General features: G+C 36.3%; 17 protein-coding genes, 1 tRNA gene, 1 rRNA gene and 1 other RNA gene. 16 read left to right on the top strand and 4 right to left on the bottom strand.

The features are described 5' to 3' along the window. Nucleotides 1-23 precede the first annotated feature (23 nt). Nucleotides 24-869, top strand: a complete 846-nt coding sequence (gmpC, locus tag LIX58_RS03565) for a dipeptide ABC transporter glycylmethionine-binding lipoprotein (RefSeq protein WP_226386079.1) — start codon at nt 24-26, stop codon at nt 867-869. A gap of 306 nt (nt 870-1,175) precedes the next feature. Then, nucleotides 1,176-2,198: a LysM peptidoglycan-binding domain-containing protein gene (locus LIX58_RS03560; protein ID WP_126564831.1), complete on the top strand. Its 1,023-nt coding sequence runs from the start codon at nt 1,176-1,178 to the stop codon at nt 2,196-2,198. A gap of 70 nt (nt 2,199-2,268) precedes the next feature. Here LIX58_RS03560 and LIX58_RS03555 read toward each other — a convergent pair whose 3' ends face one another. Then, nucleotides 2,269-2,547, bottom strand: a complete 279-nt coding sequence (locus LIX58_RS03555; RefSeq protein ID WP_154838185.1) for a hypothetical protein — start codon at nt 2,545-2,547, stop codon at nt 2,269-2,271. A gap of 261 nt (nt 2,548-2,808) precedes the next feature. Between LIX58_RS03555 and LIX58_RS03550 the strand changes: the two genes are divergently transcribed. Both LIX58_RS03550 and LIX58_RS03545 read left to right on the top strand, forming a co-directional pair. Continuing rightward, entirely contained in the window at nt 2,809-3,198 is a 390-nt protein-coding gene (locus LIX58_RS03550) for an NUDIX hydrolase (RefSeq protein WP_126564829.1), read from the top strand. 7 nt (nt 3,199-3,205) lie between these two features. Further along, nucleotides 3,206-3,679 carry a GNAT family N-acetyltransferase gene (locus tag LIX58_RS03545; RefSeq protein WP_126564828.1) on the top strand — a complete coding sequence of 158 codons (474 nt, stop codon included), beginning with the start codon at nt 3,206-3,208 and terminating at the stop codon, nt 3,677-3,679. Between the two features lie 48 nt (nt 3,680-3,727). On the opposite strand, the gene LIX58_RS03540 is transcribed toward LIX58_RS03545, so the two are convergent. The 3 genes from LIX58_RS03540 to gltC all read right to left on the bottom strand — a co-directional run bounded on the left by LIX58_RS03540 (nt 3,728) and on the right by gltC (nt 6,712). Next, nucleotides 3,728-4,543: a YibE/F family protein gene (locus LIX58_RS03540; protein WP_126564827.1), complete on the bottom strand. Its 816-nt coding sequence runs from the start codon at nt 4,541-4,543 to the stop codon at nt 3,728-3,730. Continuing rightward, complete coding sequence (locus tag LIX58_RS03535; RefSeq protein ID WP_226386078.1) at nt 4,540-5,664, bottom strand: YibE/F family protein; 1,125 nt, start codon at nt 5,662-5,664, stop codon at nt 4,540-4,542. Before LIX58_RS03535 ends, LIX58_RS03540 begins: the two co-directional genes overlap by 4 nt. A 160-nt stretch (nt 5,665-5,824) precedes the next feature. Then, nucleotides 5,825-6,712 carry a glutamate biosynthesis transcriptional regulator GltC gene (gene gltC, locus LIX58_RS03530; RefSeq protein ID WP_126564825.1) on the bottom strand — a complete coding sequence of 296 codons (888 nt, stop codon included), beginning with the start codon at nt 6,710-6,712 and terminating at the stop codon, nt 5,825-5,827. A gap of 161 nt (nt 6,713-6,873) precedes the next feature. On the opposite strand from gltC, the gene gltB reads away from it, so the two are divergent. The 12 genes from gltB (at nt 6,874) to LIX58_RS03470 (ending at nt 23,424) form a co-directional block, all read left to right on the top strand. Next, on the top strand, nt 6,874-11,391 hold the full coding sequence (gene gltB / locus LIX58_RS03525) for a glutamate synthase large subunit (RefSeq protein ID WP_226386077.1): 4,518 nt from the start codon (nt 6,874-6,876) through the stop codon (nt 11,389-11,391). Nucleotides 11,392-11,408: 17 nt separating this feature from the next. Then, nucleotides 11,409-12,872 carry a glutamate synthase subunit beta gene (locus LIX58_RS03520; RefSeq protein ID WP_154838183.1) on the top strand — a complete coding sequence of 488 codons (1,464 nt, stop codon included), beginning with the start codon at nt 11,409-11,411 and terminating at the stop codon, nt 12,870-12,872. A 123-nt stretch (nt 12,873-12,995) separates the two neighbouring features. Continuing rightward, nucleotides 12,996-13,088: transfer RNA gene (locus LIX58_RS03515), tRNA-Ser, on the top strand. A 201-nt stretch (nt 13,089-13,289) separates the two neighbouring features. Continuing rightward, nucleotides 13,290-14,732 (top strand): PTS system trehalose-specific EIIBC component, encoded by a 1,443-nt coding sequence (gene treP / locus LIX58_RS03510; RefSeq protein ID WP_135789031.1) that lies wholly within the window; start codon nt 13,290-13,292, stop codon nt 14,730-14,732. A gap of 100 nt (nt 14,733-14,832) precedes the next feature. After that, nucleotides 14,833-16,467, top strand: a complete 1,635-nt coding sequence (gene treC / locus LIX58_RS03505) for an alpha,alpha-phosphotrehalase (RefSeq protein WP_126566361.1) — start codon at nt 14,833-14,835, stop codon at nt 16,465-16,467. Between the two features lie 30 nt (nt 16,468-16,497). Beyond that, nucleotides 16,498-17,223: a trehalose operon repressor gene (gene treR, locus LIX58_RS03500; protein WP_126566364.1), complete on the top strand. Its 726-nt coding sequence runs from the start codon at nt 16,498-16,500 to the stop codon at nt 17,221-17,223. A 102-nt stretch (nt 17,224-17,325) separates the two neighbouring features. Further along, an RNA gene (gene ffs, locus LIX58_RS03495) (signal recognition particle sRNA large type) lies at nt 17,326-17,595 on the top strand. A gap of 380 nt (nt 17,596-17,975) precedes the next feature. Next, nucleotides 17,976-18,503 (top strand): GNAT family N-acetyltransferase, encoded by a 528-nt coding sequence (locus LIX58_RS03490; protein WP_126566367.1) that lies wholly within the window; start codon nt 17,976-17,978, stop codon nt 18,501-18,503. A 67-nt stretch (nt 18,504-18,570) separates the two neighbouring features. Then, nucleotides 18,571-20,277: a DNA polymerase III subunit gamma/tau gene (gene dnaX, locus LIX58_RS03485; RefSeq protein WP_154838182.1), complete on the top strand. Its 1,707-nt coding sequence runs from the start codon at nt 18,571-18,573 to the stop codon at nt 20,275-20,277. Nucleotides 20,278-20,432: 155 nt separating this feature from the next. Then, nucleotides 20,433-20,750, top strand: a complete 318-nt coding sequence (locus tag LIX58_RS03480; protein ID WP_031916187.1) for a YbaB/EbfC family nucleoid-associated protein — start codon at nt 20,433-20,435, stop codon at nt 20,748-20,750. 6 nt (nt 20,751-20,756) lie between these two features. Next, nucleotides 20,757-21,353, top strand: coding sequence for a recombination mediator RecR (gene recR / locus LIX58_RS03475; RefSeq protein ID WP_126566371.1), 597 nt, complete (start codon nt 20,757-20,759; stop codon nt 21,351-21,353). 520 nt (nt 21,354-21,873) lie between these two features. Then, nucleotides 21,874-23,424, top strand: a 16S ribosomal RNA gene (locus LIX58_RS03470). Nucleotides 23,425-23,479 lie beyond the last annotated feature (55 nt).

Here is a 23,479-nt window from a genome sequence, read left to right as displayed (position 1 = left end):
TTTAATTAGGGAGGCATTTTCAGATGAAAAAAATTATCGGATTATTATTAGCGTCGTTAATTGTCTTAGCGGCATGTGGCGGAGGCGGCAACGATAAGAAAGTAACGATTGGGGTTGCTTCTAATGATACTGCTGCTTGGGAAAAGGTAAAAGAATTAGCTAAAAAAGATGGTATCGATGTCGAAATCAAACACTTCTCAGACTATAATGTGCCCAATAAAGCGTTAAGTGATGGGGACATTGATATGAACGCATTCCAACATTTCGCATTCTTAAATGAATATAAAAAAGCACATAAAGACACAAAAATTGATGCAATTAGTACAACTGTATTAGCACCATTAGGCGTTTATTCTAAAAAAGTTAAAGATATCAAAGATGTTAAAGATGGCGCAGAAGTCACTATTCCAAATGATGTGTCTAACCAAGCTCGAGCTTTAAAATTATTAGAATCAGCTGGATTATTAAAACTTAAAGACAACTTCGGTTTAAGTGGCACAACAAAAGATATTAAAGACAATCCAAAACATTTAAAAATTAAAGCAGTTGATGCACAACAAACTGCACGTGCATTAGATGATGTAGATATCTCAGTTATCAATAATGGGGTAGCGACTAAAGCTGGATTAGATGCTAAGAAAGGTCCAATTTATTTAGAAAAATCTTCTTCAGACTCAGTAAAACCTTACATCAACATTGTTGCGGTGAACTCTAAAGATAAAGATAATAAAACAATTAAGAAAATTGTAGAGTTATATCATGGTAAAGAAGCACAAGAAGCATTGAAAAAAGATACTAAAGACGGAGAAAAAGCCGTTAATTTATCACAAAAAGAAATTAAAGAAATTGAAGATAGCTTAACTAAATAAAGATAATCAGTTTGGAAGGCCAATTAAGTATTCATATTCTTAATTGGTCTTTTACATTATCGTATAAATGTAAATTTTAAAACGCGTAATAATATATAAAATTTACATTTTATATATATCGCACTAAAAATTCATACATCTGTAATCAAAATGAAATGGAATATTATGTCAATTTGTATTAATTTAATATACGTAAACTACTCGTTCGGATTAAAATGATTAAAATATTAAATACAAAAGCGTTTAATTCAGTTTCGAAATATTAATGAATAAATAACTCACGTATATTTAAGGAGGCATTATTTCATGAATAAAAAATATCTTGCGACAGCTATTATAGGAACAGGGGCTTTAAGCTCAACGTTCTTCGGACATCAAGCTGAAGCATCGACAACCCATACAGTTCGTAGTGGAGAATCAGTATGGTCAATTTCACATCGTTACGGTATTACAATAGCTAAACTAAAATCACTAAATGGTTTATCTTCAAACTTAATCTTTCCAAACCAAGTATTAAAAGTTTCTGGCTCTGCATCTACGAATCATTATTCAAATCAATCATATCAAAGCAATTCAGGAAGTACATATACTGTAAAAGCAGGGGATAGTTTATCATTAATTGCTAGTCGCTATGGTACGACTTATCGTCATATTATGGACTTAAATGGTCTTAATAGTTTCTTGATATTCCCAGGCCAAAAGTTAAAAGTTTCAGGTTCGGCAGCAACGCATACATATACAAACAATAACAATTCATCTTCAAACGCTAATAGATCAACTAGTACATATACAGTACGTTATGGAGATTCGTTATCATTAATTGCATCACGTTATAACACAACGTATCAACATATTATGCGATTAAATGGATTAAATAACTTCTTCATTTATCCAGGGCAACAATTAAAAGTAAGTGGTACAGCACCAGTAAGTGCTCAAAATACAAGTACTAGAAGTGTAACACCGTCACAATCAAGTTATAATTCTCCAACATATCATCACAGTAATTTATATGATTGGGGTCAATGTACATGGCATGTATTTAATCGTCGTGCAGCTGTAGGTAGAGGAATTAGTACATATTGGTGGAACGCTAATAACTGGGATAATGCAGCAGCAAGAGATGGATACAGAGTTGATTATAGCCCAGCAGTAGGTGCTATCGCACAATCAGATGCTGGTTATTATGGACACGTGGCTTTTGTGGAAAGAGTAAATAGTAATGGTAGCATTTTAGTATCAGAAATGAACTATAGTGCAGGCCCAGGAATTGTTACGTATCGTACTATTCCAGCATATCAAGTACGTAATTATAAATTTATCCATTAATATATAAATAGAAAGGCTAGTCATACGTGAGTTCAATGTTGAACTTTTGAGTATGGCTAGCCTTTTATTATTATTGGAAATTGTAGTCTTCTTTAACTTTTCTGAAGCTTGAAGCTAAACGTGTAACGTTAATGATGAATGAACCAAATGCCGTTACTTTACGGAATTTATATGGTGATCTCATTGAAACGATGAAATCAAGTAATGTACCAAATGCACTTAATCCTAAAGATAAATAAACTAAGTTTTTATTTTTAGCATTAAATTTAATACCGTTATAACCATCAACGATAAAGCCAGCTGTACTAACTAAGCTAGATAAACGTGCAGTTTTTGATTTTTTTGCCATGAATAATACCCTCCGAAACGTTAGAATCTGGATAAAAGCTTTGAGGCTCTGGGAAATCGCTTAACGGCGTCCCGAAAGCAGAATTTTCGGCAGACACTCTCACGATTCGACAAAATTTGAGAAACAATTTTGCTCACCGTTCGGTTCTGCTCAAATCCTAAGCGCTTTTGTCCCGACCTTCTTTACTATTATATGTTAACATCATACTAAATTGTGTTATTTTTTTGAAGTGTAAAGCTATAAATGGAGGAATAATATCCTATGATTAAATGTGTGTGTCTAGTTGAAGAAACAGAGGACAAAATTTTATTAGTGCAAGTACGTAACAGAGAGAAGTATTATTTTCCTGGAGGCAAGATTGATGAAGGTGAAACCTTACTTGATGCTATTCAAAGAGAGGTAAGGGAAGAACTAAGTTTAGACTTATCACAAAGTGATTTCACTTATATAGGTACAGTTGTAGGAGAGGCTTATCCTCAACCCGATATGTTAACTGAATTGAATGGCTTTAAAGTTAACGTAGATATTGATTGGGATCAAGTGACAATTGATAATGAAATCACTGATATTAAGTGGTTTGATAAAGCTGATACGTCATTAATAGCACCTGCTGTAATTAAATGGATTGAAACATTTTCGACAAGAAAGTAGGAGAAAAATGCAAATTCGACGTTTTACAAATAATGATATTAAATGGATTGAATCATTTGAAGTACTTAAGGAAGATAGAAAATTTACAAAAACTCCATTGCATAATATTGAATTAGCTCAAGAGGATAGTGAAAGGCATCCAATTATTGTTACGCAAAATGACAGATGTGTGGCGTATTTCACTTTGCATGAAGGTCGTGGTGTTATCCCGTATAGTGATAATCCCCAGGCGATATTCTTTCGTTCTTTTAGTGTGGATGCGAAACATAGAGGCCAGGGTATTGGAAAATCAATTATTGACGCATTACCTCATTTCATCGAACAAGAATTTCCAATCATGAATGAAATTGTACTTACAGTCAATACTGACAATCATAAAGCAATGAGGTTATATGAGAACGCAGGATACAATTATACTGGTGATGCTTCTTTAGAAGGTAGGCCAGTCTATATCATGAGCTATAAAATAAATAAAACGTAAGCGTCACTACAATGTTTGAGAATGGTAGGATGCTTACGTTTGTATATCTTAATCACGTTCAATTGGTGCTTCATTTTCAAGAGAAGACGTATCAGAAGATGATGAATGATTAAACTTAGGGTGTTTAATCAACATCGCGGTTATCCACGCTGTAATTGGAATACTGAGGGCTACGGCAATGCCACCCAATAAAATAGAAATGAATTCTTGGGCGAAAATCTTCGAGTTAATAATATGTCCAAACGAGTAATGAAGTTGGAAGAACCAGAAGAATAAAGTTAGCTGACCGCCAAAGAATGCTAAATAAATCGTATTTGCCGAAGTAGCAAGAATTTCTCGACCTACACGCATACCTGATTGAAATAATTCCTTACGAGTTAAGTTAGGATTCGTAGCATTGAGTTCATAGATCGGTGAACTGATGGTAATCGTTAAATCGATAACTGCAGCAATAACTGCAAGAATGATAGTGAATACTGAAAATTGGACCATATCAATGCCAATATTCATTGAAAAAATATACGTTTCATCTTGTTGCTCAGTCGCAAAACCTTGTAAGTGACCTAGTTTAACCGATAAATAGATACCGATAATTAAAATAATAGTGGTAGCAATGGTACCTATAAATGCAGCTTTTGTCTTAGTATTATAACTATTTAAAATAAATAGATTGCAAGCTGCTATAATAAGGCAAAAAATGAATGAGACTAAATAAATAGGGGTACCAAACATAATGAACACAATACTAATGATTAAAATAATAAAGTTTAAAAACAGTGTTAAGTAAGAAACTACCCCTTTTTTACCTCCGAAGATAATCATTAGTGCAAATAAGATAAGTGCGAGTATAAAAATTGCATTCATCGTGTCATCACACCCCTTCTTTTAACCCATAGCACCATAAGGCCAATAGTAATTGGAATCGTTAATACTATACCGATGCCTCCCGTTAGCGCGCGGGCTATTTCTAACGACCAATTCATTGAAATCGTATAGGTAAACGTATTAGCATTTTTTAAATAAATTAAAAACATGGCTAAACTGCCGGATAAATAAGAGAAAAGTAAAATATTGATCATTGTCCCCATGATATCTTGGCCGATATTACGCCCTGCTAATGCTAAACGAGATGTAGTGATGTCAGGTGTACGCTGAACGATTTCATACATACCACTAGAGATAGTAATGGCTACATCCATAACAGCGCCTAATGAGCCGATCAATACGGAAGCCATAAATACATCTTTAGGAGGTAAGGTTAAAAAGCTCATTGTTTCATATTTTACGCCCGAACCACCCGTAAGTTGAATCACTAATTCTGTAATACCGATACATAAAAATGTACCTAATAACGTACTAAGTGCTGTAATCCATGTACGCATGTGCCAACCGGTCACTAATAACAATGTAACGATTGTAGAAAGAATGACCGCAATACTCATTAATAAAAATAAATTTGTAGATGTCAGTGCGTTATGAATTGCTATCGCTGAAATGATTGCAATCGTATTAAATATTAATGATAAGATGGATTGAAGTCCCACGTGTCTTCCTACTAGAAGCAACGTTATGATAAAAATGCCTACAATAGCGACAGTCAGACTATCGCGCTTTTTCTCTAATATGGTCGCATCTTTAGGACTTTTTTGAATATGCAATAATACTTTGTCATTTTTACTGAAATGTTCAGTATCTGCTTGAGATTTTACATATGTGTTATCAATAGTTGTGGTCGCATTTTTAAATTGACCGTTGAGTATGGTTAATGTTAAATGCTGTTTGTATTTTAAGTCAGAGTTGTGTTGTTCGTCTGTTATTTTTTGTGCTTTGCTTGTTTCAACTTGCGTGATTTTACCGATAGGTGTGTGATAAAAAGACGCGTTAAAAAATGTAAAGACAAACAAAGCTATCATTACAATAGTGATGATAAGCGTTATCCAATTAAGAACGCGCCGTTGTAATGGTGTTTGTTTCTTTATATTCATAAATCATAAACCTCGTTCATTTTTTATTTCTATCCTTTATTATGACAGAGTGATTATACGCCTCCATAAAAGATTGTTCAAATAGTAACTATTTTGATTTACAGATTTTTAATCAGCTTCAGTTCTGGTTGATGAACATACCTTTATTTAAGGCTAATCTTTAATGATAGGTTGATATTTTACTTAATAGTTGTTGTATTAAATTCAGTAAATTAAGCACATCTATTTTCTTATTATCTTTTTTTGAGATAGCGCAAAATGAACGTTTTAGCTCTGTATGGGCTAGCGAAATATTATATATGTCTTGATTAGCATTATTAAGCGTTACATAGTCAGGAACTATGACATATCCTCGTCTTTGCTTTAATAAGTATTGCGCTAATAATTCTGTTCCTACAATAATAGGAGACGTTTTTAAAGTGTTTTTTAATTTACGCTCTATGCTAGGGGCAAGCGACGTCAATGTATATAACTCGTGTTTCTCAAATTGAGAGAGAGGTGGCTGAGTTGCTAAGGCCACCGCATCATCTTTTGGCACATATATATGATATGTTTCTTCAAATAAAGGTTTCAATGATAAACGTCTATCTTGTTGTAATTCTGGAGTTATCTCAACTAATCCTATATCTAATGCCCCTGTATGAACCTTCTCTATAATTTCTGATGTTGTCATTAATGATGGCATCACCATGCTCTCATAATTTTGCTCAAATGATTGAATGAGAGACGTAATCATCTTCGAAATATAACTTTCTTCAAATCCGACATTAATAATATGTGCATTTTTAAGTTTTTCTTTTTGGAAAAGGGCAACAGTTTCATCTAATTGTCCTAAAATTTGAGTAGCTTGAGTTAATAAAGCTTTGCCCTGAGAGGTTAGATGGATATTACGTCCTTGTCTATTAAATAGGGTCACTTGTAACTCCTGCTCTAATAAGGTAATTTGTCTACTTATAGCAGATTGAGCAATATTCAACTCTAAAGCTGCTTCAGAAATATGTTCACGTTTTGCGACTTCAACGAAATATTTAAGTTGTTTAATCTCCAACACGTTCCCTCGCTTTCAATAGTGCTTATTATCGTGGTATCATTCATCTATTTTTTAGAACGGTATCATCTAATTAATATATTGTTCAGATAAATATTTTACATTATATTAATTATTATTAACAGTAAATTTTCTGAAAATTCTCAAAAGTAGTGGGCATCGTGTTTGAACATAGATTAAAAAGAGGGTTGTATGATTTCCGTGAGGAACATGATGCATGTGGTATCGGTTTTTACGCCAATATGAATAATGTAAGGTCTCATGACATTATTGAAAAGTCTTTAGAAATGTTGCGACGATTAGATCATCGTGGGGGCGTTGGGGCAGACGGAGTTACTGGAGATGGTGCAGGTATTATGACAGAAATTCCGTTTGAATTTTTCAAAAAATATAGCGACTTTGACTTACCTAATGAAGGGGAATATGCGGTAGGTCTTTTTTTCTCTAATCAAAAAATTGCTGGCACATCACATGAAACAATATTTAATCAAATTATTGATCAAGAAGGTCTAAGTGTTATCGGCTATAGAGATGTACCCGTTGATACTCAAGCTATTGCCCCGCATGTTGTGGCAACTATGCCTTATATTCAACAAATCTTTATCAATTTAAACTCACATAAAACAGCTGTGAAACAGCTTTTCCTAGCAAGAAAGCAAATTGAACAATACGCAGAATCACAAAAGTTAACACTTTATTTCACAAGTTTATCTCATAAAACGATTGTGTATAAAGGATGGCTGCGTTCAGATCAAATTAAAAAGTTTTATTTAGATCTAAATAATGAAGATTATAAATCAAAGCTAGGGTTAGTTCATTCAAGATTTAGTACGAATACATTTCCAAGTTGGAAACGTGCCCATCCGAACCGTATGTTGATGCATAATGGAGAAATTAATACGATAAAAGGCAATGTCAATTGGATGCGTGCGCGTCAACGCAAATTAATTCATACATTGTTTGGAGAAGAAAGTTATAAAATTCAAAAGATTGTGGATGAGGATGGTAGTGACTCAGCCATTGTAGATAATGCGTTAGAATTCTTAACATTAGCAATGGAACCTGAAGAAGTAGCAATGTTGTTAATTCCAGAACCATGGTTATATAACAAAGCAAACGATAAAAATGTGCGTGCGTTTTATGAATTCTATAGTTATTTAATGGAGCCATGGGATGGACCGACAATGATCTCATTCTGTAATGGTGATAAAATTGGTGCGCTAACTGACCGTAATGGTTTACGTCCTGGTCGTTACACGATCACTAAAGATAACTTTATTGTATTTTCTTCTGAAGTGGGTGTCATCGATGTGCCTGAGGAAAATGTTGCTTTTAAAGGACAATTAAATCCAGGAAAATTGCTACTTGTAGATTTCAAAGCTAATAAAGTAATCGATAATAACGAGTTGAAAGCACGTATAGCGAGTCAGCACCCATATCAAACATGGCTTGAAAATTATAAAGTTGATTTAGGGTTGGATGATGTAAAGTATCACCGTCGTTTATTAGAACCATCTACACTATTTCGATTACAAAAACAGTTTGGTTATACTAAAGAAGATATTTATAAATATATGACTGCGTTAGTGGCAGGCAAAAAGGATCCAATTGTTGCGATGGGCTATGATTCACCACTCGCAGTACTAAATGAGCGCCCTGAATCATTATTTAATTACTTTAAGCAATTGTTTGCACAAGTAACTAATCCGCCAATTGATGCGTATCGTGAAAAGATAGTCACAAGTGAACTTTCTTATTTAGGAGGAGAAGGAAACTTATTACAACCGAATCCTTCTGTGCTTAATCGCATTCAATTATCTAAACCTGTGTTGACGTTGAGTCAATTAGAGAAGATTAAACAAAGCAAGTTTGACGTGAAACATTTATCAACGTTATATCATGGTAGTCTTGAAGAGGCATTACAACGTTTAGGTAAAGCCGCCATTCAAGCAACACGTGAAGGTTACACGATTCTAGTTCTTGATGATAGTTATCTCATTGAAACAGAGAGTAAAACAGAAGTTGAAGGTCAACGTTATGCGATACCAATGTTATTAGCAATCAGCCATATTCATCAACTATTGATTAGAGAAGATTTACGTATGAATACGAGTTTAGTCGCTTTATCTGGTGAAACACGTGAAGTTCATCATGTCGCTTGTTTACTAGGCTATGGTGCCAATGCGGTGATTCCATATTTAGCACAACAAACGATTGCGCACTTATCGGAGAATGGACATCTTACAGGTACTATCTCTGAAAATGTAGAAACCTATACGAATGTTTTATCTGAAGGTGTCATTAAAGTCATGGCTAAAATGGGTATTTCTACTGTTCAAATTTATCAAGGTGCTCAAATTTTTGAAGCAGTAGGTCTTTCTCAAGAAGTCATTGATGCTTATTTTACAGGAACACAATCTAAATTATCAGGCTTGAGTATTGAACAAATTGATGAAGAAAATAAAGCACGTCAAAGTAGTCATAGTGAATATTTAGACTCAGGAAGCCTTTTCCAATGGCGTCAGCAAGGCCAACATCATGTGTTTAATCCGACAACGATTCATTTGTTACAACATGCGTGTCGTGAGAATAATTACGAACAGTTTAAAGCTTTTTCAAATGCAGTTCATGACAACAGAAAGGATCACCTACGCGACTTATTAGAATTTAAGACGCAACCTTCTATTCCTATTAGTGAAGTGGAATCTGTAGAATCTATCGTTAAACGTTTTAATACAGGAGCAATGAGTTATGGCTCAATTTCTGAAGAAGCGCATCAAACATTAGCGAAAGCTATGAACCGATTAGGCGGAAAAAGTAATAGTGGTGAAGGTGGAGAGAACCCTAAACGCTATGAAATTCAAGAGGATGGTAGTTATTTATCAAGTGCGATTAAACAAGTAGCCTCTGGACGTTTCGGTGTTACAAGTGATTACTTACAACATGCGAAAGAATTACAAATTAAAGTAGCCCAAGGTGCTAAACCAGGTGAAGGTGGCCAATTGCCAGGCACTAAAGTTTACCCATGGATTGCTGAAACACGTGGATCAACGCCAGGAATCGGGTTGATTTCACCACCCCCACACCATGATATTTACTCGATTGAAGACTTAGCACAATTAATTCACGATTTGAAGAATGCGAATAAAGAAGCGGATATTGCCGTGAAGCTTGTATCTAAGACAGGCATCGGAACGATTGCTTCAGGGGTAGCTAAAGCATTTGCAGATAAAATTGTAGTAAGTGGATATGATGGTGGAACTGGTGCGTCTCCTAAGACAAGTATTCAACATGCTGGTTTACCGTGGGAGCTAGGGTTAGCTGAAACACATCAAACATTGAAGTTAAATGATTTGCGCAGTCGTGTACGTTTAGAAACAGATGGTAAATTACTAACGGGTAGAGATGTAGCCTTAGCTTGTGCATTAGGCGCAGAAGAATTTGGATTTGCTACTGCACCACTTGTCGTTTTAGGTTGTATCATGATGCGCGTATGTCATAACGATACATGCCCGGTAGGTATTGCAACTCAGAACCAAGACCTAAGAGCTTTATTCAGAGGTAAAGCTGACCATGTAGTCAACTTTATGCATTTTATTGCAGAAGAACTTAGAGAAGTTTTAGCTTCTCTTGGTTTGAAAAAGGTCGAAGATTTAGTGGGACGAACAGATTTATTACAACGTTCTAGTGAGATTCATTTCAAATCTAAAGCTGCATCACTCGATGTCACTAAATTATTACATTTAGTAGATGGACCAAACTCGAAACAAATCGCTCAAGACCATCATTTAGATATTGGTTTCGATTTAAATTATCTATATAAAGATGCTAAACAAAGTATTGAAAATGGAGAAGCATTTAAGGGACATTATGTTGTAAATAATGAACAACGTGATGTGGGCGTTATCACAGGTAGTTATATTACTCAACAGCACGGTAGTAAAGGTTTACCAGAACATACAATTATCGGTGAAACAACAGGTCATGCGGGTCAAAGCTTGGCAGCCTTTGCCCCTAAAGGATTATTGATTCATCACACTGGTGATGCAAATGACTATGTAGGTAAAGGGCTATCAGGTGGTACTGTTGTTGTAAAAGCACCTAATAAAGCCCGAGAGAACGAAATTATTGCAGGGAATGTTAGTTTCTATGGTGCTTCACAAGGTAAAGCCTATATTAATGGTAAAGCTGGTGAACGTTTCTGTATCCGTAATAGTGGTGTAGACGTTGTAGTTGAAGGTATTGGCGACCATGGCTTGGAATACATGACTGGGGGCCATGTCATCATACTAGGAGATGTTGGTAAGAACTTTGGACAAGGTATGAGCGGTGGCGTCTGCTACATTTTCCCAAGTGATATTGAGACATTCAAACGCGTTAACGCATTGCCGACATTAGCCTTTAAGAAAATCAGTCATGACGAAGAAAGAAACTTATTGAAAACGATGTTAGAAGAACATTATCACTTTACTCAAAGCACTAAAGCAGCGGCTATTTTACAAGATTTTGAACATGTAGCCGATAAAGTAGTCAAAGTCATTCCAAAAGATTACGAGTTAATGATGCAAAAAATCGAGTTACAAGGTCGTCGTTTGCCACAAGAGGAAGCGAAATTGGCTGCCTTCTACGATGAAGGTACTTCAATTGATCAGAACTTACAACCGGCAGTTATTTATTAAAGAGAGGAAGAGCAATTATGGGCGAGTTTAAAGGGTTTATGAAATATGAGAAACAGTCGTTATCCGAATTGTCGCTTGTTGATCGATTAAAAAATCACGATGCATTTCAACAGCGCTTTTCACGTGAAGAAGCCTCAATACAGGGCGCACGTTGTATGGATTGTGGAACGCCTTTTTGTCAAACGGGTCTTCCTTTTGGTCGAGAAACGATCGGGTGTCCTATTGGTAACTATATTCCGGAGTGGAATGATTTAGTGTATCATCAAGATTTTAAAGGGGCATACGAACGTTTAAGTGAAACGAATAATTTTCCAGATTTCACTGGACGCGTTTGTCCGGCTCCATGTGAGAACTCTTGTGTAATGAAGATTAACCGTGATTCCATTGCAATTAAAGGGATTGAACGTACAATTATAGATGAAGCGTTTGAACATGGATGGGTCAAACCAAAATATCCAAAAGAACGTAAACCTCAAAAAGTAGCTATTGTAGGGAGTGGTCCGGCTGGACTCGCGGCCGCTGAAGAACTTAATTATATAGGCTATCAAGTTACAGTGTTCGAAAAAGCTACTGAGCCCGGTGGATTACTCATGTATGGCATACCTAACATGAAGTTAGATAAAGATGTTGTACGTCGACGTATTGCCTTAATGGAAGAAGCGGGCATAAAATTTAAAACGAATGTGAACATAGGGGTAGATGTATCAAAAGACGAGTTAGAAGCGCAATTTGATGCGATTATCTTATGCACAGGTGCTCAAAAAGCACGCGATTTACCTTTAGAAGGACGTATGGGACAAGGCATTCACTTTGCGATGGATTATCTTACAGAACAAACACAGCTGCTCAATGGTGAAATTAAAGAGGCCACTATTACGGCAAAAGATAAAAATGTCATCATTATTGGTGCGGGAGATACAGGCGCCGATTGTGTAGCAACTGCATTACGTGAAAATTGTAAGTCGATTGTACAATTTAACAAATATACTAAAGCACCAGAAGAAATTACATTTAAAACTAATACATCATGGCCACTTCCTTTACCTGTCTTCAAAATGGATTATGCGCATAAAGAATATGAAACACGTTTCGGCAGAGAACCACGTGCTTATGGCGTTCAGACTATGCGTTATGACGTGGATCATATTGGTAATATCCGCGGAGTTTATACTCAAATATTAGAAGAAACGCCTGAAGGCATGGTAGTTGTGGATGGTACTGAAAGACATTGGCCAGCCGACTTAGTCTTACTTTCGATTGGATTTGAAGGTATTGAACCTACAGTGCCAAGAGAATTTGATATTGCTACTAAATTTAATAGAATTGTAGCAAATGATAAAGACTATCGTACAAATCAAGACAAGATTTTTGCGGCTGGAGATGCACGTCGAGGTCAAAGTTTAGTTGTATGGGCAATTAAAGAAGGACGTGCGGTTGCTAAGTCAGTCGATAGTTATTTACAACAAAAAGTGCTGGTGTAAACATTTGTTTTTGACCATGTAATAGAATTCATTTGTAAAGAAATAATTAAAAAAGTTTTAATACAGTAAAGAAAATGTTTGACTTCCAATGAACCATGTTATAAGATAGTTATTGTGTTCATTGGAGGAATACCCAAGTCCGGCTGAAGGGATCGGTCTTGAAAACCGACAGGGCCTTAACGGGCCGCGGGGGTTCGAATCCCTCTTCCTCCGCCATTATAATTAAAATCCAAGACTAATAAATATAAAAAGACAAGTACTCAATCTACATTGAGTACTTGTCTTTTTTTGCATACTATTGGTAAAAACAGTACTAATAATATCCTATTTTAAAAAATATCACACTTAATGTAAGCCTTTACAAAACTTGTATAGACAAGTTATACTTTATGTATTAAAGATAAGGGAGTGAAAGGCGTGGCTGTCAAAAGACAAGATGTACAAGACATCGTTAAAGCAATTGGTGGCAAAGAAAATGTTGATGCTGCAACCCATTGTGTAACTCGTTTGCGTTTAGTATTAAAAGACGATAATAAAGTTAATAAAGAAGCTTTAGATGACAATACGTTAGTAAAAGGCCAATTTAAAGCGGATAATCAATACCAAATTGTAATTGGTCCAGGAACAGTAGACGAAGTATATCAACAATTTATAAAAGAAACAGGTGCTGAAGAAGCCTCAAAAGATGAAGCGAAAGCAGTTGCAGCTAAAAAAGGTAACCCAGTACAAAGATTGATTAAATTATTAGGAGACATCTTTATTCCTATCTTACCTGCTTTAGTTACTGCCGGGCTTCTTATGGGAATTAATAACCTTTTAACAATGGAAAATCTATTTGGTTCTAAACCACTAGTAGAACAGTTCCCACAATTAGGAGATATCTCAAATATTATCAATGTTATCGCGAGTACCGCATTTATTTTCTTACCAGCATTAATTGGTTGGAGTAGTATGAAAGTCTTCGGCGGTAGTCCTATCTTAGGTTTAGTACTTGGCTTGATTTTAATGCATCCACAATTAGTATCACAATATGATATTGCGAAAGGGCACATCCCAACTTGGAATCTCTTCGGTTTAGAGATCAAACAGTTAAACTATCAAGGACAAGTATTACCAGTATTAATCGCAGCTTATGTACTTTCACTCATTGAAAAAGCGCTTAACAAGGTCGTACATGATTCTATTAAAATGCTCGTGGTAGGTCCAGTAGCATTATTAATCACTGGATTCTTAGCGTTCATCATTATTGGACCGATTGCTTTAGCCATTGGAACTGCAATTACTGGTGCGATTCAATTTGTCTTTGAACATGCCGGTTGGTTAGGTGGCGCAATTTATGGTTTCTTCTATGCACCACTTGTTATCACAGGTCTACATCATATGTTCTTAGCAGTTGATTTCCAATTAATGGGAAGTAAATTAGGTGGTACATACTTATGGCCAATCGTTGCTATTTCTAATATTTGCCAAGGTTCAGCTGCATTTGGCGCATGGTTTATTTATAAACGTCGTAAAATGGCGAAAGAAGAAGGTTTAGCGTTAACGTCAGGTGTGTCAGCATTTTTAGGCGTAACAGAACCCGCAATGTTTGGAGTAAACTTACCACTTAAAGTACCGTTCTTCGCTGCAATTTGTACTTCAGGCGTTTTAGGCGCAATTATCGGTGCAAATAGAGTACTAGGAAACGTAGGCGTTGGCGGTGTTCCAGCATTCATCTCAATTAAAAGTGAATACTGGTATCTTTATATTCCAATCACATTGCTTGCTGTTATAGTCCCAGCAATTTTAACGATCATTTTCTCAAGGTTTACTACGATTAAAGCTAAGAAAATGGTTGAAAATCCTGACGAAACAAAATAAGGGTAATTAACAACAATAAAGACGTTCACGTATCATTTTATAAGTACTTGGACGTCTTTTCGTTTTAATCCTATTTACTATATATAAAGGTGGAATGAAAATGGCTCAACAAGACTGGAAAAAATCAGTAGTTTATCAAATTTATCCTAAATCATTCAATGATACTACTGGCAACGGCCAAGGGGATTTAAATGGCATTATTGAAAAATTAGACTATCTACAATATCTAGGGGTAGATTATATTTGGTTAACGCCAATTTATGAATCACCTATGAACGATAATGGATATGATATTAGTAATTATTTAAAAATCAATGAACAATTTGGCACGATAGAAGATTTCGAAACATTAGTTAAAGAAGCCCATCAACGTGATTTGAAAGTAATGATGGACATAGTGATTAATCATACATCTACTGAACATCAGTGGTTTAAAGAGGCAATTAGTTCAAAAGATAATCCATACCGTGATTTTTATTTCTTCAGACCATCTCAAGATGGACCACCGACTAATTGGGAATCTAAATTTGGTGGTAATGCTTGGCAATATGATGAACACACAGACGAATATTATTTACATTTATTCGATGTTACACAAGCAGATTTAAATTGGGATAATGAAACTGTCCGCAAAGCGTTATATGATATCGTTAATCATTGGATTGACTTTGGTGTAGATGGTTTCCGTTTTGATGTTATCAATCTGATATCTAAAGGTGAATTTAAAGATTCACCAAAGATAGGTAAAGAATTTTACACAGATGGCCCACGCGTTCATGAGTATCTTCATGAACTCAATCGTCATACATTTGGAGATAAAGATATGATGACAGTAGGAGAAATGTCATCTACAACGATTGATAATTGTATTAAGTACACGCAACCTAAACGCCAAGAATTAAGTAGTGTATTTAATTTCCATCATTTGAAAGTGGATTACGTAGATGGAGAAAAATGGACGAATGCGAAATTAGATTTTCTGAAATTAAAAGAGATTCTTATGGAATGGCAAGTGGGCATTAATAAAGGTGGCGGTTGGAACGCCATCTTTTGGTGCAACCATGACCAACCTCGTGTAGTATCACGTTTCGGGGATGATTCAACTGAAGAGAATCGCCAAGCTAGTGCTAAAATGTTAGCAATTGCGCTTCACATGTTGCAAGGCACACCATACATTTACCAAGGTGAAGAAATTGGTATGACCGATCCACACTTTGATTCTATTCAACAATATCGCGATGTCGAGTCTTTAAATGCTTATGAAAATTTAAAGCATAAAGGCATAGACGAAGAAGAAATTTTAACTATTTTAGGACAAAAATCACGCGACAATTCACGTACTCCAATCCAATGGACTTCAAGTCAACATGCTGGTTTCACAACGGGTACGCCATGGATAGACATACCTCATAATGTTAATGAAGTGAACGTTGAAGATGCCATGGAAGATGAACATTCTATTTTACAAATGTATCGTCAACTTATCACCCTACGTCATGAACATGATATTATTACTTATGGCGATATTGAGCCAATGTATATGGAACACCCTCAATTATTTATTTATCGTCGTAATTATCACAATCAATCTTGGCTAGTGATTGCTAACTTTTCAAAAGAAGCAGTTAAACTACCAGATGAAATCGATACAAATGGAGATATTGTGATTCAAAATGGCACAGTGGAAAACGGTGAAATATCACCGTTTGGCGCAATTGTAGTTGAGCAGTCATAATCATTGGCTAAGCAGACTGGTGGAGAAAATATGGCACAGCAAAAATTTATAACGATTTATGATGAATTAAAACAAGGTATCTTCGAGGGTACCTATAGCTACGGTGATCAGTTACCTTCCGAGCATGAATTAGTTGAAAAATATCATGCTTCGCGTGAAACAGTGAGGAAAGCACTGGAACTGTTAGCAAATGATGGGATGATTCAAAAGATTAGAGGCAAAGGTTCTATCGTTATCGATCAAGGCATGACGGAATTTCCTTTCTCGAATCTCATTAGTTTCAAAGAAGTGAAAGAAGAATTAGGATTGAAGCATACGACGCAAGTGCTTCTTAATGAAGTGGTTGAAGCGGATGATGTGCCACATGTTAAGAAACAACTCAATTTAAAGCAGAATCAACCGCTTATTCATATTATTAGAAGTCGTAGCGTGAATGATATAGTAAAGATTCTAGATGAAGATTATTTCTTAACATCGATTGTTCCATCTATTACTGATCAAGTAGCACAAGACTCAATTTATCATTATTTGGAAGCGGAATTAGATTTAGAAATTAGTTATTCCAATAAATCGATTACGTTCGAGCCATTTACTAAATGGGAATACGATGTTTTTGGAAAAGTGCAGCCTCCTTACACGGCGACGGTAAGAAGTATTGTTTATTTAAAAGACACAACGCAATTTCAATACAATGTGTCCAAACACTTAGCAACAGAATTTAAATTTAATGAATTTTCAAGAAGGTATACCAAATAAAAGGCGTCATAGAAGTGTGAGAGAAGTTTATATTAAGAGTGCAAGATTCTTTGGAACATTATACTTGCATTTAAAGGATTATTTATAGTATTATAAAACTTACCGTGCTAGGTGGGGAGGTAGCGGTTCCCTGTACTCGAAATCCGCTTTATGCGAGACTTAATTCCTTCGTTGAGGGTGTGTCTTTGTGAAGTCTGCCCGAAGCACGAGGTGTTTGAAGATTTCGGTCCTATGCAATATGAACCCATGAACCATGTCAGGTCCTGACGGAAGCAGCATTAAGTGGATCCTCATATGTGCCGTAGGGTAGCCGAGATTTAGCTATCGACTTCGGTAACGTTTATGATACACACTCGATTCGAAGGTGCGCGGTTTTTTATATTTACAATTAACAATTTATACATAGATATATAATTAACCTGTAGGTGACTTTAATTAATTTTGATTGAGGTTATTGATATATTAATTATATAAGAAAAGACTGAAAGAAAGCCCTTAGCAATTGAGGAAGCGCAATGCATAACGACGGGAATTTAACATGCGTAAATGACCTAGGCATGCATTAGCTGACAAAGAGTGAAAGGGTTTGGCTACAGTCTGAGGTGACTTTAATTTAAAGTCACCTCTTTTTTGTATAGAATAAAGAAGTATCATATTTATATGTGAAGTAAATAGGCATTGGCTTTTATCAACATTGGGGACCTTTTCAAAAATAGAGAAGTGTGAAAGATACATAAATAGGGGGATAACGAATGCAAATCTATTTAAGCACGTTAACTGAAATGGACTATGCTGCAACACTCGATAAAATTGAAGATAGTTATAATCAACATACGATTCAAAATGGCGCAGCACAACGTCAGCTTGTAGCACGCTTACGTCAAGCGGAAACATACAACTACGAGTTAGAAGTGATTGCTAAAAATGAAAATGGAGAAATTATCGGTCACATTATGTTAAGTGAAGTTAACCTTGTTACAGAGGATAACAAATATAAGGCTTTAGAACTCGTTTCTCTCATTGTAGATGAACGTATCCAAAATCAAGGGTTAGGTAAAGCGTTAGTTCAAGCTATTGAAGAACGCGCTAAATCGCAACATTACACTACAATAATAGTGGGATGTAGTCCGAATTATTTTGAAAAGATGGGATATGAGCCGGCCGATGTGCACCATATTTTCTCGAAAGATACAGAACAAGATCAATTGCGTGTGAAGTTCTTATGGGATCAGTTAAATGATTATCCACATGGGACAGTGCGTAATGCAGATATAATATAAAATTGAGTTGAATCTAGGAAAGTAAGGCATGATATAATATAACGTAATTGTTAACGGAGGTGCGAATGTGAATTATCAAGCTTTATATCGAATGTTTAGACCTCAAAGTTTCGAAGACGTCGTAGGTCAAGAACATGTAACGAAAACGTTACGCAATGCTATTTCAAAAGGAAAGCAATCGCATGCCTATATATTTAGTGGTCCGAGAGGTACAGGTAAAACAAGTATCGCCAAAGTATTTGCCAAAGCAATTAATTGTTTAAACCCTCACGATGGGGAGCCGTGTAATGAATGTGCGATATGTAAAGGGATTACACAAGGCACAAATGGAGATGTTATCGAAATCGACGCGGCCAGTAATAATGGTGTAGATGAGATTAGAAATATTAGAGATAAAGTAAAATACGCACCTAGTGAATCAAAATATAAAGTGTATATTATTGACGAGGTACATATGCTGACGACTGGGGCCTTTAACGCATTATTAAAAACACTTGAAGAGCCTCCAGCACACGCAATTTTTATATTAGCGACAACAGAACCTCATAAAATTCCTCCAACTATTATTTCACGTGCACAACGTTTTGACTTTAAAGCAATAGGTACTGAACAAATTGTAGATCGATTACGCTTTGTGGCTGAAGAACAGGAATTGCAATATGATGACGCTGCGCTTGAATTTATTGCCAAAGCTTCTGAAGGTGGTATGCGTGATGCATTAAGTATTATGGATCAAGCCATTGCATTTGGTGACGAGCATCTCACACTGCAAGACGTATTAGACGTGACAGGCAGCGTGGATGAAGCGGCATTAAATGATTTATTTAAAGAAGTGGTTGATGGCAATGTGAAAGAAGCTTTTGCACGTTATCATCGTTTTATCGCAGAAGGTAAAGAAGTTAACCGTCTCATTAATGATATGATTTATTTCGTACGTGATACGATTATGAATAAAACGGTTGAAAGCGAAGCGGAATATGATGCCTTAATTCGTTTCGATTTAGAAACGTTATACCATTTAATTGATATTATTAACGATACATTAGTTTCAATTCGTTTTAGTGTTAATCAGAATGTGCATTTTGAGGTTTTATTGGTGAAAATTGCTGAAATGATAAAAAACCAACCAGAAAATGTCCAAAACGTAGCTACAACTCAAGTAGCTTCAGAACCTCATAATGAAGAGTTGTTACAAAGAATGGAACAACTCGAAAATGAATTAAAAATGTTAAAAGCTCAAGGTATCACACAGCCAAGTAATAAAACGAACTCAACTCAAGCGACTACTAGAGGAAAACGTGCAAATAAAAATCCTTTCTCTATGACTCAAATTGCTAAAGTTTTAGATGAGGCTAATAAAGAAGATATTCAGTTATTAAAAAAACATTGGCAAGAAGTAATTGATTACGCTAAAAGTAACGATAAAAAATCATTAGTCAGCTTATTACAAAATTCTGTACCAGTGGCAGCCAGTGCTAAACGTGTTCTTATTCAGTTTGAAGAAGAAATTCATTGTGAAATTGTTAATAGAGATGAAGAAAAACGTAGTAATATTGAAAATGTAGTTAGAAATATTATCAATAAAAATGTAGAAGTAGTAGGTGTTCCATCCGATCAATGGATGAGAGTGCGTTCTGAATACATTAATAATCGTAAACAATCTGAACATAATGAAACATCAACGAATACACCACAACAAGAACCAGAAACGGATGTGGCTCAAAAAGCTCGTGACTTGTTTGGTGAAGAAACCGTCCATTTAATTGATGACTAATTATATAGAAGAAAAATATTAAACAATAACCAGAAATCTTAATTAATAACGGTAAAAATAGTTAAAACAGTGATACATGACAATGATAATAAACGCATGTATAATAAATTATAAACTAATAAAAATGTCGATACATTTAAGGAGGAAATGATATTATGCGCGGTGGCGGAAATATGCAACAAATGATGAAACAAATGCAAAAAATGCAAAAGAAAATGGCTCAAGAACAAGAAAAACTTAAAGAAGAACGTATTGTAGGTACAGCTGGTGGCGGTATGGTAGCTGTAACAGTTACTGGTCATAAAGAAGTTGTAGACGTTGAAATTAAAGAAGAAGCTGTAGATCCAGATGACATCGAAATGTTACAAGATTTAGTATTAGCTGCTACAAACGAGGCTATGAACAAAGCAGATGATTTAACACAAGAACGTTTAGGTAAGCATACTCAAGGCTTAAACATTCCAGGAATGTAAGTATAGATGCATTATCCTGAACCTATATCTAAACTTATAGATAGTTTCATGAAATTGCCAGGCATTGGTCCTAAGACGGCTCAACGTCTGGCATTTCATGCATTAGATATGAAAGAAGATGACGTAGTTCAATTTGCTAAAGCCTTAGTAGATGTTAAACGAGAACTTACCTATTGTAGTGTTTGTGGTCATATTACTGAGAATGACCCTTGTTACATTTGTGAAGATAAACAAAGAGATCGATCAGTTATATGCGTCGTAGAAGACGATAAAGATGTGATCGCAATGGAAAAAATGAGAGAATACAGAGGACTTTATCATGTATTACATGGTTCTATTTCTCCTATGGATGGAATAGGGCCTGAAGATATCAATATCCCTACTCTTATCGAAAGACTTAAAGATGAAGAGGTTAAAGAGCTAATATTAGCGATGAATCCTAACTTAGAAGGTGAATCAACAGCGATGTATATTTCAAGGTTGGTTAAACCTATAGGCATAAAAGTGACAAGATTAGCTCAAGGATTATCAGTAGGCGGAGACTTAGAGTACGCAGACGAAGTTACGTTATCTAAAGCAATCGCTGGTAGAACAGAAATGTAAATTCTCAAACCGTTATTAAGAGTGTCATAATGAAGAGAAAGAGCCACTTTATTCATTATGATAACGACTTAAATAACGGTTTTTAATTTTTTTATAAGAAAATGTAAATTTTTTAAAGTTTGTGTATTGTGCGTTTGTAGAATAGATAAATAGGGTAATAAGTCTTTTTACTCATAATAAACGTATTATTAAACGAAATTTATTTAAAAATGTTCGTTAAATAAAGATAATCTTCGTTAGAAAGATGTTGAAAGTGTAATTTTTACCGTTGTTAAAACGCGGAAAAGCCTGTATAGTATGTATTTGTTGAGCGAAACAAATCAACGAACATTAAAAATCACAAAAAATAATTTTAAAAAGTTGTTGACTTTCATATCAATAGCGAGTATAATTAATTCTTGTGTTGAAGAAATGAACATTGAAAACTGAATGACAATATGTCAACGTTAATTCCAATAAATGTAACTTTTAAGTTACAAACACTATTTAGTTTTATGAGCTAATCAAACATCATAAATTTTTTATGGAGAGTTTGATCCTGGCTCAGGATGAACGCTGGCGGCGTGCCTAATACATGCAAGTCGAGCGAACAGACGAGGAGCTTGCTCCTCTGACGTTAGCGGCGGACGGGTGAGTAACACGTGGGTAACCTACCTATAAGACTGGGATAACTCCGGGAAACCGGAGCTAATACCGGATAATATTTTGAACCGCATGGTTCAAAAGTGAAAGATGGTTTTGCTATCACTTATAGATGGACCCGCGCCGTATTAGCTAGTTGGTAAGGTAACGGCTTACCAAGGCGACGATACGTAGCCGACCTGAGAGGGTGATCGGCCACACTGGAACTGAGACACGGTCCAGACTCCTACGGGAGGCAGCAGTAGGGAATCTTCCGCAATGGGCGAAAGCCTGACGGAGCAACGCCGCGTGAGTGATGAAGGTCTTCGGATCGTAAAACTCTGTTATTAGGGAAGAACATACGTGTAAGTAACTGTGCACGTCTTGACGGTACCTAATCAGAAAGCCACGGCTAACTACGTGCCAGCAGCCGCGGTAATACGTAGGTGGCAAGCGTTATCCGGAATTATTGGGCGTAAAGCGCGCGTAGGCGGTTTTTTAAGTCTGATGTGAAAGCCCACGGCTCAACCGTGGAGGGTCATTGGAAACTGGAAAACTTGAGTGCAGAAGAGGAAAGTGGAATTCCATGTGTAGCGGTGAAATGCGCAGAGATATGGAGGAACACCAGTGGCGAAGGCGACTTTCTGGTCTGTAACTGACGCTGATGTGCGAAAGCGTGGGGATCAAACAGGATTAGATACCCTGGTAGTCCACGCCGTAAACGATGAGTGCTAAGTGTTAGGGGGTTTCCGCCCCTTAGTGCTGCAGCTAACGCATTAAGCACTCCGCCTGGGGAGTACGACCGCAAGGTTGAAACTCAAAGGAATTGACGGGGACCCGCACAAGCGGTGGAGCATGTGGTTTAATTCGAAGCAACGCGAAGAACCTTACCAAATCTTGACATCCTTTGACAACTCTAGAGATAGAGCTTTCCCCTTCGGGGGACAAAGTGACAGGTGGTGCATGGTTGTCGTCAGCTCGTGTCGTGAGATGTTGGGTTAAGTCCCGCAACGAGCGCAACCCTTAAGCTTAGTTGCCATCATTTAGTTGGGCACTCTAAGTTGACTGCCGGTGACAAACCGGAGGAAGGTGGGGATGACGTCAAATCATCATGCCCCTTATGATTTGGGCTACACACGTGCTACAATGGACAATACAAAGGGTAGCGAAACCGCGAGGTCAAGCAAATCCCATAAAGTTGTTCTCAGTTCGGATTGTAGTCTGCAACTCGACTACATGAAGCTGGAATCGCTAGTAATCGTAGATCAGCATGCTACGGTGAATACGTTCCCGGGTCTTGTACACACCGCCCGTCACACCACGAGAGTTTGTAACACCCGAAGCCGGTGGAGTAACCATTTGGAGCTAGCCGTCGAAGGTGGGACAAATGATTGGGGTGAAGTCGTAACAAGGTAGCCGTATCGGAAGGTGCGGCTGGATCACCTCCTTTCTAAGGATATATTCGGAACATCTCGTAGAGATGATGAATTAACGTGACATATTGT

This window comes from Staphylococcus sp. Marseille-Q1834, assembly GCF_916858875.1.
Classification (GTDB): domain Bacteria; phylum Bacillota; class Bacilli; order Staphylococcales; family Staphylococcaceae; genus Staphylococcus; species Staphylococcus pragensis.
The sequence above is the reverse complement of the archived record's forward strand: the minus strand, read 5'-3'. Positions and strand labels throughout refer to the sequence as shown.